Here is an 11,206-nt window from a genome sequence, read left to right on the forward strand (position 1 = left end):
CACCCGATCGCGCCGACGCGCCCCCCACCGAACTGGTCCTGAAGACGACCGCGCCGCGCGTGCCGGCGCAGTTGCTCGCGCGCGCACGGCTGAGCCTCGCCGCGCCGGCGTTCGACGGCCGCCCGGTCACGCTGGTGCAGGCGCCGGCCGGTTACGGCAAGACCTCGCTGCTCGCGCAATGGCGCCGCGAAACCGTCGCGCTCGGCCGCGCGGTCGTGTGGCTGTCGGCCGACGAGCGCGACGACGCGCCGCGGCTGCTGCAGGGGCTCGTGCAGGCGGTGCGGACCGGCTGCGCGCGGCCCGGTTTCGGGCGGCTGATCCCGGCCGGCGCGGCGCGTGCGCTCGACGGCCTGACCGCGTGGCTGGCCGAGGTCGCGCAACTGTCGATGGAGGCGCTGCTGATCGTCGACGACGCGGAGCGGCTGCCGCCCGCCGGCCTCGACGCGCTCACCTACGTGCTGCACAACGCGCCGCAGAACCTGCATGTCGTCGTCGCCGCGCGACGCGGGCTCGATCACGCGGCCGGCGACCTGCTCGCGGGCGGCCAATGCACGCTGGCGGGCGCCGACTGGCTGCGTTTCACGCTCGACGAGACGATCGCGCTGGTCGGCGCGCGCTTCGCGCAACGGGTGGATGCCGACGCGTGCGCGCGGCTGTTCGAGCGCGTCGACGGCTGGCCGCTCGGGCTGCAGCTCGCGATGGCCGCGATGGCGCGCTCGGCCGATCCGCGCCAGGCGGTCGACGCGCTCGCCCAACGGGTGGACGGCACGCGCGACCGGCTCGTCGAGCTGTTGCTCGCGAACCTGTCGGCCGACGACACCGCGTTCCTGACGCGCACGAGCGTCGCCGATCGGCTGCATCCGTCGCTGTGCGCGGCGTTGCTCGACGACGTGCACGCGCCCGAGCGCCTCGCGCGGCTCGCCCGCGACACGCCGCTGTTCACCGCGTCGGACGATTCGGACTGGTGCCGGCTGCACCCGCTCGTGCGCGACACGCTGCGCGATCGGCTGGCTGCGCGTCCCGACGCCGAGCGCAGCACGCTGCACGCCCGCGCGGCCGCCTGGCTCGACGCGCACGGGATGACCGAGGAAGCCGCGCGCCACGCGTACGCGGCCGGCCAGTTCGAGACTGCGTACGCGCTCGCGCAGCGCTGCCTCGAGGATGCGATCAAGCAGGGCCGCATCAACGACGTGCTCGACTGGCTCGCGCTGCTGCCCGATACGGAGCTCGACAAGCGCCCGACGCTGCGGATTGCGGTCGCGTGGGCGCTGGCGCTCGGCGAGCGCCATGTCGAGGCGCAACGTCAGATCGCGGGCATCCTGGCCGACGACGGCACGCCGGCCGCGATGCGCTACGAATGCGCGCTGATCCTCAGTGCGGCCGCGTATTACGCCGACGAGATCGACCGCTTCGTCGCGCTGTTCGAGCCGTGGGCCGACTTCACGCCGCCGGCGGCGACGTGGCTCGCGCAAATGCACGCGAACCGGCTGTCGGCGCGCGCGATCATCGTCGGCGAACCGGCGCAGGCGCGCCGGTTCCAGCAGGCGGCGCCACGCGGCGAGACGGCGGCCGGGTTCGGCTACGTCGCGCGCTGGGGCGAGCTGATCACCGGCCTGAGCTACCTGCGCGAAGGCCAGATCCGGCTCGCGGACGACGTGCTGTCGCCGGCGCTGGCGCGCGCGGAAGCCGACCTCGGGCGGCGCCATCCGCTGACCTGCATGCTCGCGGCGATGTGCGCGGCGCTCGCGTACGAGGCCGATCGCGTCGACCAGGCCGCCGCGTTGCTCGCGAACCGGCTCGACGTGCTCGAACACGCGGGCACGCCCGACACCGTGCTGCTCGGCTATCGCACGGCCGCGCGCATCGCGTTGCTGCGCGGCGTCGAGCATCGCGCGATCGATTTGCTGGAGGCGCTCGACGCGATGGGCGTTGCCCGCCGGCTGCCGCGCCTGTCGGTCGCGAGCCTTGCCGAGCAGGTGCGCATTCACGCGGCGCGTTACCGCGAGGCAACCTGCCATGCGCTGGTCGAGCGGATCGACACGATCGCCGCGGTTGAATTTCCGGCGCACGGGCCGCTGTGGCGGCGCCCCGTCGTGCTGCTGCAGGCGAGCGCGCATGCGTACGCGGCGCTCGCCGCGCGCCGCTGGGACGACGCCTGTGCGGCGCTCGACGAAGCCGCCGTGCTGGCCCGCGAAATGAGCATGGGCCGCGAGCGCATCGAGATCATGGCGCTCAGCGCGTTCGCGCTCGAACAGTCGGGGCGCGGCGGCCGTGCGCTGCTCGACGAGGCGATGAACCTCGCGGACATGTTCGGGCTCACGCGCACGCTCGCCGACGCGCATCCGGCCGTTGCCGACTGGGCGCGCCGCGCCGGCGACGAGGCGGCCGCCGGCGACGGCCCCGCGCGGCACGCGCTGCCGCAGCCGCGCATCGTGCCGCCGGCCCCGCGCGGCGCGGCGAGCCCGCGCGCGGTGCCGAGCGTCGTGCTGACGCCGAAGGAGCGCGCGATCCTCGAGCTGCTCGCGCGCAACCTGTCGAACAAGGAGATCGCGGTCGCGCTCGCCGTCGGCGAGGAAACCGTGAAATGGCACCTGAAGAACCTGTTCGGCAAGCTCGACGCCAGCTCGCGCAAGCATGCGGTGCGCCGCGCGCTGGTGCTCGGGCTGCTCGAAAGCGCGCCCTGATGCCGGCCTGAACCCGTCGCCCGCGGCTGCGCAGTCGCCTGTCCATCCCCTTTCGATTCTCCGCAACCCTGCCCCCCGCGCATGGGGGGGAGCGGCCGCCCGTCGTTGCGTAGTCTTTCCGCACGGCTCGCGGCGGCGCGCATGTCGCGCGTTCCCGCCTGCCCCGCTGCTTCCCCGCTTCACCCGGCCGGGCTCGATCCCGTCCGGTCCATGACGATTCTGGAGACTTCGATGAAGACGAAACTGGCCGCGCTCGCGGCGCTTGCCGGCTGTTCGGCGCTCGCGCACGCGCAATCCTCCGTCACGCTGTACGGCGTGATCGACACGGGCCTGCTGTACCAGAGCACGTCGGCCGCGTCGTTCAGCCCGAGCGCGCCGAACACCGGCAAGGTGTTCCGCATGAAGGACGGCGGCATCTATTCGAGCTTCTGGGGCATCCGGGGCAGCGAGGACATCGGCGGCGGCTACAAGATCAACTTCAAGCTGCAGGGTTCGTTCGACAGCAGTACCGGCAAGCTGCAGCTGAGCGACACGCCGGGCGCCGTCGCGATCTTCAACCAGGTCGCGTCGCTCGGCGTGTCGGGCCCGTTCGGCACGTTCACGGCCGGCCGCCAGATCGTGCCGATGATCTACGCGATGGCCGACACCGACGTGCGCAATGCGCAGTTCTTCGGCAGCGTGCTGACCGCGTGGCTCGGCCTGAACACGGCCGCCGGCTGGCCGGGCACGAGCACCAACGGCGCGATCGGCGCGCTGTACGACAGCAATGCGCTCGTCTACCAGTCGCCGACGTTCGCGGGTGCGTCGATCGCGCTCGAATACGCGCCGGGCGGCGTCGCCGGGCAGTTTCAGGGCGGCACGCGCGAATCGGTCGTGCTCAGGTATGCGAACGACGGGCTGAACCTGTCGGCCGTCTACTACAACGGTCACGACACGAATCCGGCGCCGGGCGTCGCGCCGACCGGCGTCGACAACAATCGCTTCGTCTACGCCGGCGCGAAATACACGATCCGCGATTTCTCGGTGTCGGCGTCGTACGGCAACGGCCGGAATCCGTCGCATGCGGACAAGGTGAACCTCGACATGCTGTCGGCCGGCGTCGGCTATCGCTTCACGCCCGCGTTGCAGGTCACGTCCGCCATGTACTACCTGAAGGATCGCAACCGTTCCGAAAACCGCTCGACGGCGGTCGTGCTCGCGGCCGACTACAGCTTGTCGAAACGGACGATGGTCTATGCGCAGGTCGGCCACGTGAACAATCGCGGCACGATGGACCAGATGCTCGTGTACGGGCAGCCGGTCGCACCGGGCGTCGGCACCACGGCCGCGATGGTCGGGCTGCGGCACAACTTCTGACGGCGTCGGGCGAGGCGGCACCGGGGCGCGCGGTCGAGCCCTGCATCGATTCCGCGGATCGGCTACAGTGGGCGTTTTTCGGCGCGCTCCGGCCCGCCGCCGCGCCGTGGAACGTGTTCGGGCGCGGCAGCGCGAACGCTGCGCGGATCATCCACTTCGACGAGCGAACCTTCATGCCCGACCTGTCCGCCTTCCCGATCACGAAAAAATGGCCGGCCCAGCATCCCGACCGTCTCCAGCTCTATTCGCTGCCGACGCCGAACGGCGTCAAGGTGTCGATCATGCTCGAGGAAACCGGCCTGCCGTACGAGCCGCACCTCGTGCGCTTCGACACGAACGACCAGTTTTCGCCCGAATTCCTGTCGCTGAACCCGAACAACAAGATTCCCGCGATCATCGATCCGAACGGCCCCGACGGCCAGCCGCTGCCGCTGTTCGAATCGGGCGCGATCCTGATCTATCTCGCGGACAAGACGGGTCAGCTGATCCCGAAGGATCTCGCGGGCCGCTACGAGACGATCCAGTGGGTGATGTTCCAGATGGGCGGCATCGGGCCGATGTTCGGCCAGGTCGGCTTCTTCCACAAGTTCGCCGGCCGCGATTATGAGGACAAGCGTCCGCGCCAGCGCTACGTCGACGAGTCGAAGCGCCTGCTCGGCGTGCTCGACGCGCATCTCGCGAACCGCCAGTGGGTGATGGGCGATACCTACACGATCGCCGACATCGCGATCTTCCCGTGGGTGCGCAATCTGGTCGGTTTCTATGAGGCGGGCGATCTGGTCGGGTTCAGTGAATTCCGGCACGTCAAGCGGGTGCTCGACGCGTTCGTTGCGCGGCCGGCAGTGGAGCGCGGGCTCAATATTCCGGCGCGCGGCTGAGCAAGCGGGCCGCCGTGTGCGGCCTGCCGTCGGCTCGGGCCCGCCGCATTACGCGGCGGGCTTTTTTTTGCCCGCGTGGTGCGCCGGCGTCACGCGTCCGCCGCTGCGCCTTTCAGCCCCGCCAGCAACTTCCCCAGCAGTTCCGACAACTGCACCTGTTCCGCCTCCGACAGCGCCGCCAGCAGCGCACGCTGGTTGTCGATGTGCGCAACAACCGCTTCATCGATCAGCGCCCGCCCGGCATCCGTCAGCGCGACGAGCGTGCCGCGCCCGTCGGCCGGGTTCGGCCGGCGCTCGACCCACCCCGCCTTCTGCAGCCGATCGATGCGCGCGGTCATCCCGCCCGACGACATCATCAGCGCGTCGTACAGCGCGGTCGGCGTCAGCGCGAAAGGCGCACCGCTGCGCCGCAGCGTCGCCAGCACGTCGAATTCGCCCGGCTGCATGCCGTAGCGCGCGAACAGCGGATTGAGACGGTCGCGCGCGATCACGAGCGCGGCTTCCTGCAACCGCCCCATTACCACCATCGACGTTGCGTCGAGATCCGGACGCTCGGCGCGCCATTGCGCGAGCGCATGCTCGGCTCGATCCATTAACCCTCCTCGGCCTGCCAGTTATCTTGACGTCGAGATAAATCGGCGTTTATCTTGATGTCGAGATACTTTACCTGAAAAACGCGCGGCGCCTCGCTGGCAGCCGCGTACCGATAGAGAGGGCCTTGCAATGAATCGCTTCACTTCCCCCGGATGGCGGCTCGCCGCGATCGTGCTCGTCGGGCTGAACCTGCGGCCGGCGCTCGCCGCGGTCGGCCCGCTGCTCGACATGATCCAGCGCGCGACGGGGATCGGCGACGGCGCGGCCAGCCTGCTGACGACGATCCCGATCCTGTTGATGGGGCTCGGCGCTCTGAGTGCGCCGCGCCTGCAGCGCCTCACCGGGATCGCGGGCGGCGTGTGGCTCGGCGTCGCGTTGATCGGGCTGGCTTGCGCGTCGCGCGTCGGTGCGCAGCATGCGTGGCTGCTGCTCGCGAGTGCGTGCTGCGCGGGCGTCGGGATCGCGATGGTGCAGGCGCTGTTGCCCGGCTTCGTGAAGGCGCATTTCGCAACCCGCATCGGCGGGGCGATGGGTGTCTACTCGACGTCGATCATGGGCGGTGCGGTGCTCGCGAGCGTCATCGCACCATTTGCCGCGGCGCGCTGGGGCTGGCTCGCCGCGCTTGCAGGCTGGGCGTTGCCGGCGGCGCTCGCCGCGCTGGCCTGGCCGCTGGCGAGCCGCGGTGGCGACGCGCTTGCCGCCGGGCCGGCGTCGGTATCGAATGCGCGGCCGTCGCGTTCGCCGCGCGCATGGCGGCTCGCGCTGTTCTTCGGCATCGCGACCGGCGCATACACGCTGGTGCTCGCGTGGCTGCCGCCGTACTACATGCGGCTCGGCTGGTCGCCGACCGCGGCCGGCAGCCTGCTCGGCGGCGTGACGCTCGCGGAAGTCGTCGCGGGGCTGACGATCTCCGCGACGATCGACCGTCTGCCCGATCGCCGGCCCGCGCTGCATGCGGCGATCGCGTCGCTGTTCGTCGGGTTGCTGGTGATGCTGGCCGCACCGGAAGCGCTCGCATTGCCGGCCGCGCTGCTCCTCGGCGCGGGAATCGGCGCGCTGTTTCCGCTGTCGCTGATCGTCACGGTCGACCATGCGGCAACGCCGGCCGATGCCGCGTCGCTGACGGGGTTCGTGCAGGGTATCGGTTACTTGATCGCCGGCTTGTTCCCGTTCGCGGCCGGCATCGTGCGCCAGCATCTCGCCGACCTGACACCCGCATGGATGGCGATGGCGTGCCTCTGTGTCGTGCTGTTCGTGCTCGCGGCCGGGTTCGCGCCGAAACGGGTGCGGCAGATGGCGCGAGCCTGAGCGACATCGCGGACCAGCGGCGCGGGTGTCTGCATGCCCGGTGTCGTCCCGGTCATGCTCGCTCGCGCACCGGCAATATCCTCGCGGCCCGTCCAGATACTCGGCTCCACGGCGCTGGCGTGTTCAGCCTGCGCTCGCGTACAGCGTCGAATCCGCGAACCCTTCGGCGTCGAGCACGCGCCCGATCAGGATCAGCGCGGTGCGCTCGATCTGCGTGCCCTGCACCTTGCCGACGATGTCGGCCAGCGTGCCCGTCACGCGCGCCTCGTCGGGCCAGCTCGCGCGATAGATCACCGCCACCGGGCAATCGGCGCCGTAATGCGGCAGCACTTCGTCGACGATGCGCGCGAGATGGCGCACGCCGAGATGGATCGCGAGCGTCGCGCGGTGCGCGGCCAGCCCGCCGAGCGCCTCGCCTTCCGGCAGTGTCGTCTTGCCCGCGAAGCGCGTGAGGATCACCGTCTGCGCGATGCCGGGCAGCGTCAGCTCGACGCCGAGCGTCGCCGCGCACGCGGCCGTGGCCGTCACGCCCGGCACGATTTCGTACGGAATCCCGAGCGCTTTCAGGCGGCGGATCTGCTCGCCGATCGCGCCGTACAGCGACGGGTCCCCCGAATGCACGCGCGCGACGTCCTGCCCGTTCGCGTGCGCGGCGGCGAGCAGCGCGACGATCGCGTCGAGGTCGAGCTCGGCCGTGTTGACGACCTGCTCCGCGCGATGACCGTCGAGCACGGCAGCCGGCACGAGCGAGCCCGCATACAGGATCACCGGGCACGTGCGCACGAGGCGCTGGCCCTTCACCGTGATCAGCTCCGGGTCGCCGGGGCCCGCGCCGATGAAATACACCGTCATCGAAATTTCTCCGTCAATTCGTTGAGTGGCCGCTGCGTCGCGTCACGCGCGCGCGGCCGGATCGAGTGCGTCGATGAGCGCCGGGACCGAGTCGAACGCGCGGTCGGCATCGGGCAGCGGCGGCCGGCGCAGCATCACGACCGGCAGCCCGCGTTCGCGCGCGACGTCGAGCTTGGCCTCGGTGGCCGCGCCGCCGCTGTTCTTGCTGACGACGACGTCGATGCCCGCCAGCGCGAACAGCGCGCGCTCGCCGTCGAGCGTGAACGGCCCGCGCGCGGCGATGACCTGCGCACGGGCGTTGCCGGGATGCGCGTCGAGGCAGCGGACGAGCCAGAACTGGTGCGGCGGGATCGCATCGAGATGCGCGAGCGGTTCGCGTCCGAGCGTGAACAGCGGGCGCCGGAACGGCGCGAGCGCGGCCTCGATGCCGGCCCAGTCGTCGACCATCCGCCAATCGTCGCCCGGCTGCGGCGTCCACGGCGCGCGGCGCAGCGCCCACAGCGGCACGCCCGCGTCGCGCGTCGCCGCCGCGGCGTTCGCGCTGATTTGCGCGGCATACGGATGCGTGGCGTCGATCACGAGGCCGATGCCGGCGTCGCGCAGATACGCGGTGAGCCCGGCTGCGCCGCCGAACCCGCCGACGCGCACGTCGCAGCGCAGATCGTCGGGCGTCTTGCCGAGGCCGGCGAGACTGTAGACATGATGCGGGCCGAGCGCGCGCGCGATTTTCAGCGCGTCGCCGGTGCCACCGAGCAGCAGGATGCGCGCGCTCATCGCGCCGCCCCGACGAAGCGGCCCTGCCGGTCGATCGCGAACATCTCGACCGCGACCGACGGCGGCACGATGTCGCGCGCCACCTGCAACGCATGCGCGCAGACCAGATCGCCGAGCGGCACGCCGTCGGCCTGCGCGAGTTTCAACGCTTCCTGGCTCGTGTTCGCCGCGCGCATCGCGGCCTGCAGCGCGTCGCTCGCACCGGCTTCGGCCGCCCATTGCGCGAGCAGCGGCAGGTCGATGCTCGAATGGCGGCTGTGCAGATCGAGATGGCCGGCCGCGAGCTTGCTCAGCTTGCCGAAGCCGCCGCACATCGACAGGCGCGCGACCGGCGCGCGCCGCAGATGCTTGAGCACCGCGCCCGCGAAATCGCCCATCTCGATCAGCGCCATGTCGGGCAGCTGGTAGTGCGCGCGCATCGCGTCCTCGCTGGCGTTGCCCGTGCAGGCCGCGATGTGCGCGATGCCGTTCGCGCGCGCGACGTCGATGCCCTGATGAATCGACGCGATATAGGCCGAACACGAGAACGGCCGCACGATGCCGGTCGTGCCGAGGATCGACAGCCCGCCGACGATGCCCAGCCGCGGGTTCATCGTCTTCAGCGCGAGCGCCTCGCCGCCTTCGACGCCGATCGTCACGTCGAAGCCGCCCGCGTAGCCGTGCCCAGCCGCAAGCGCCTCCAGGTGCGTGGTCATCATCTGGCGCGGCACCGGATTGATCGCCGGTTCGCCGACCGGCAGCGTCAGCCCCGCGCGCGTGACCGTGCCGACGCCCGGCCCGGCATGAAAGCGCACGCCGGGCGCCGCCGCGAGCGCGACGCGCGCGAAGATCAGCGCGCCATGCGTGACGTCCGGATCGTCGCCGGCATCCTTGATCGTGCCGGCTTCGGCGCCGTCGGCGGTCGTGCGGCAGAACTCGAGCCGCATCATCACGCGCTGCCCCTTCGGCAGCACGATCTCGACCGCGTCGTCCGCGTGACCCGCGAGCAGCAGCCGCGCGGCCGCGAGCGACGTCGCGGTCGCGCAACTGCCGGTCGTGTAGCCGAAGCGCAGCGGCGCGGGCTGTTCGGGGGTTTCGTCGCGCATCACGCGTCCGTTGGGTTCGACGGATGCGACGCGCCGGCCACGGCAGCCGCATCCGCGGCATCGGGCTTGCGCGCGTCGTACAGCGTGACCGGCAGCGGCTGCCGCCACGTGTCGAAGCGGCCGAGCGGTTCGGCATGCGCGAACGATACGCGCGTAAGCGTGCCGCCGTGCACATCGCGCCAGGCGGCGAGCGCCATCTCGCCCTGCAGCGTGACCGCGTTCGCGACCAGCCGCCCGCCGGGTTTCAGCGACGCCCAGCACGCGTCGAGCACGCCGGGCGCCGTCGCGCCGCCGCCGATGAAGATCGCGTCGGGCGCGGCGAGCCCCGCAAGCGCTGCAGGCGCACGGCCCGCGACGAGTTGCAGGCCCGGCACGCCGAGCGTATCGCGGTTGTGTTCGATGAAGCGTTGACGCTCGGCATGCGCTTCGATCGCGATCGCCTGGCAGGATGGATGCGCGCGCATCCATTCGATGCCGATCGAGCCGCTGCCGGCGCCGACGTCCCACAGCAGTTCGCCGGGCGCGGGCGCGAGGCGACCGAGCGTCATCGCGCGCAGGTCGCGCTTGGTGAGCTGGCCGTCGTGGCGGTACGCATCGTCGGGCAGGCCGGGCGTGAGCGCGCGGCGCGGTGCGTCGGGGCCCGCCTGGCAGTCGAGCGCGACGAGATTGAGCGCGGCGGTTTCGTCGACGTGCCAGTCTTGCGCGAGGCCATCGATCCGTCGCTCGAGCGGGCCGCCGAGGTGTTCGAACACGCTGATGCGCGTCGGCCCGAAGCCGCGCGCGGCGAGTTCGGCCGCGACGGCGGCCGGCGTGCGGCCGTCGGCGCTCAGCACGAACAGGCGCCGGCCCGGCAGCAGGTGGCGGGCCAGCGTCGCGAGCGGACGCCCGACCAGCGAGACCGCGCCGACGTCCTGCAGCGCCCAGCCGAGGCGCGCCGCGGCGAGCGACAGCGACGACGGCGCGGGCAGCACGCGCCATTCGTCGGGAGAAAGCTGGCGGGCGAGCGTCGCGCCGACGCCGAACAGCATCGGGTCGCCGCTCGCGAGCACGCACACCGGCGCGCCGCGGCGCGCGAGCAACCCCGACAGGTCGAACGGCGACGGCCATGCTTCGCGCGTCGCGCGCAGTCGCGCGGGCAGCATGTCGAGCTGCCGCTTCGCGCCGACCACGTGCGCCGCATCGAGCAGCGCGCGCCGCGCGTGGCGTCCGAGCCCCGCGTAACCGTCGTCGCCGATGCCCACTACCGTCAGCCACGCCGTCATGCACCCTTCCCCATCGTTCGATTTCATCGTGTCGCCGCGCGGCCGTGAAAGCGCCGGTGCAGCCGTCCGCGTTGCAAAAAACGGCATGGTACCGTGTTCCACCCCGCGTTTCACCTGCCCGCCCGCTCGCGCGCGGCCGTTGCCCGCTTCGCCCGCCGCGAACCGCCAGCCGGTCGCGAATCGCGACCGAAATCGGGTATCCTACGGCCGTTCGTTCGCCGGTGCCCTTCGGGGCCGAAGAGGGAACACAGGGCGCCCCGCGCGCCGCTGTGGCTGCCCCCGCAACTGTAGACAGCGAGCCGATCTCCCTCCTCATGCCACTGGTTTCACCGGGAAGGCCGGGAGTCGGCGCCGACCTGTCAGCCAGGAGACCTGCCGGCCAGAAAGTGCGTGCGTGCCAGTCGGCGTCGGGC

The 11,206-nt window shown here is 71.7% G+C and carries 9 protein-coding genes and 1 riboswitch; of the genes, 4 read left to right on the plus strand and 5 right to left on the minus strand.

Annotated features, from left to right (window positions below; translation table 11 throughout):
• The 3 genes from H0X91_RS21045 to H0X91_RS21055 form a co-directional block, all read left to right on the plus strand.
• Window positions 1–2,684: LuxR C-terminal-related transcriptional regulator (locus H0X91_RS21045; RefSeq protein ID WP_196433310.1), on the plus strand; the 2,684-nt coding region annotated here is incomplete at its 5' end.
• Window positions 2,685–2,915: 231 nt separating this feature from the next.
• Window positions 2,916–4,040, plus strand: a complete 1,125-nt coding sequence (locus H0X91_RS21050) for a porin (protein ID WP_006496423.1) — start codon at window positions 2,916–2,918, stop codon at window positions 4,038–4,040.
• A 173-nt stretch (window positions 4,041–4,213) separates the two neighbouring features.
• Window positions 4,214–4,918: a glutathione binding-like protein gene (locus tag H0X91_RS21055; RefSeq protein WP_034178376.1), complete on the plus strand. Its 705-nt coding sequence runs from the start codon at window positions 4,214–4,216 to the stop codon at window positions 4,916–4,918.
• Between the two features lie 89 nt (window positions 4,919–5,007).
• Here H0X91_RS21055 and H0X91_RS21060 read toward each other — a convergent pair whose 3' ends face one another.
• Window positions 5,008–5,511, minus strand: a complete 504-nt coding sequence (locus tag H0X91_RS21060; protein ID WP_006496425.1) for a MarR family winged helix-turn-helix transcriptional regulator — start codon at window positions 5,509–5,511, stop codon at window positions 5,008–5,010.
• 130 nt (window positions 5,512–5,641) lie between these two features.
• Between H0X91_RS21060 and H0X91_RS21065 the strand changes: the two genes are divergently transcribed.
• Window positions 5,642–6,820, plus strand: coding sequence for an MFS transporter (locus H0X91_RS21065; RefSeq protein ID WP_058901465.1), 1,179 nt, complete (start codon window positions 5,642–5,644; stop codon window positions 6,818–6,820).
• 123 nt (window positions 6,821–6,943) lie between these two features.
• Here the strand turns inward: H0X91_RS21065 and cobM are convergent, their stop codons facing one another.
• From cobM to H0X91_RS21085, 4 genes are read right to left on the minus strand one after another with little or no spacing between them, the layout of a single operon-like run.
• On the minus strand, window positions 6,944–7,672 hold the full coding sequence (gene cobM / locus H0X91_RS21070; protein WP_058901464.1) for a precorrin-4 C(11)-methyltransferase: 729 nt from the start codon (window positions 7,670–7,672) through the stop codon (window positions 6,944–6,946).
• Between the two features lie 42 nt (window positions 7,673–7,714).
• Window positions 7,715–8,446 (minus strand): cobalt-precorrin-6A reductase, encoded by a 732-nt coding sequence (locus H0X91_RS21075; RefSeq protein WP_062910637.1) that lies wholly within the window; start codon window positions 8,444–8,446, stop codon window positions 7,715–7,717.
• On the minus strand, window positions 8,443–9,531 hold the full coding sequence (locus H0X91_RS21080) for a cobalt-precorrin-5B (C(1))-methyltransferase (protein WP_048986539.1): 1,089 nt from the start codon (window positions 9,529–9,531) through the stop codon (window positions 8,443–8,445). Before H0X91_RS21080 ends, H0X91_RS21075 begins: the two co-directional genes overlap by 4 nt.
• Window positions 9,531–10,793: a bifunctional cobalt-precorrin-7 (C(5))-methyltransferase/cobalt-precorrin-6B (C(15))-methyltransferase gene (locus H0X91_RS21085; RefSeq protein ID WP_034195700.1), complete on the minus strand. Its 1,263-nt coding sequence runs from the start codon at window positions 10,791–10,793 to the stop codon at window positions 9,531–9,533. Before H0X91_RS21085 ends, H0X91_RS21080 begins: the two co-directional genes overlap by 1 nt.
• Window positions 10,794–10,995: 202 nt before the next feature.
• Window positions 10,996–11,187: riboswitch (cobalamin riboswitch) on the plus strand.
• The last annotated feature ends 19 nt before the right edge of the window (window positions 11,188–11,206 follow it).

It is taken from the genome of Burkholderia sp. 9777_1386 (assembly GCF_015712265.1).
GTDB lineage: Bacteria > Pseudomonadota > Gammaproteobacteria > Burkholderiales > Burkholderiaceae > Burkholderia > Burkholderia cenocepacia.

Coding starts and splice junctions, on each gene's coding strand:
- H0X91_RS21085 (WP_034195700.1), bottom strand. CDS start 10,793: ATGACGGCGTGGCTGACGGTAGTGGGCATCGGCGACGACGGTTACGCG.
- H0X91_RS21060 (WP_006496425.1), bottom strand. CDS start 5,511: ATGGATCGAGCCGAGCATGCGCTCGCGCAATGGCGCGCCGAGCGTCCG.
- H0X91_RS21080 (WP_048986539.1), bottom strand. CDS start 9,531: ATGCGCGACGAAACCCCCGAACAGCCCGCGCCGCTGCGCTTCGGCTAC.
- H0X91_RS21055 (WP_034178376.1), top strand. CDS start 4,214: ATGCCCGACCTGTCCGCCTTCCCGATCACGAAAAAATGGCCGGCCCAG.
- H0X91_RS21065 (WP_058901465.1), top strand. CDS start 5,642: ATGAATCGCTTCACTTCCCCCGGATGGCGGCTCGCCGCGATCGTGCTC.
- H0X91_RS21075 (WP_062910637.1), bottom strand. CDS start 8,446: ATGAGCGCGCGCATCCTGCTGCTCGGTGGCACCGGCGACGCGCTGAAA.
- cobM (WP_058901464.1), bottom strand. CDS start 7,672: ATGACGGTGTATTTCATCGGCGCGGGCCCCGGCGACCCGGAGCTGATC.
- H0X91_RS21050 (WP_006496423.1), top strand. CDS start 2,916: ATGAAGACGAAACTGGCCGCGCTCGCGGCGCTTGCCGGCTGTTCGGCG.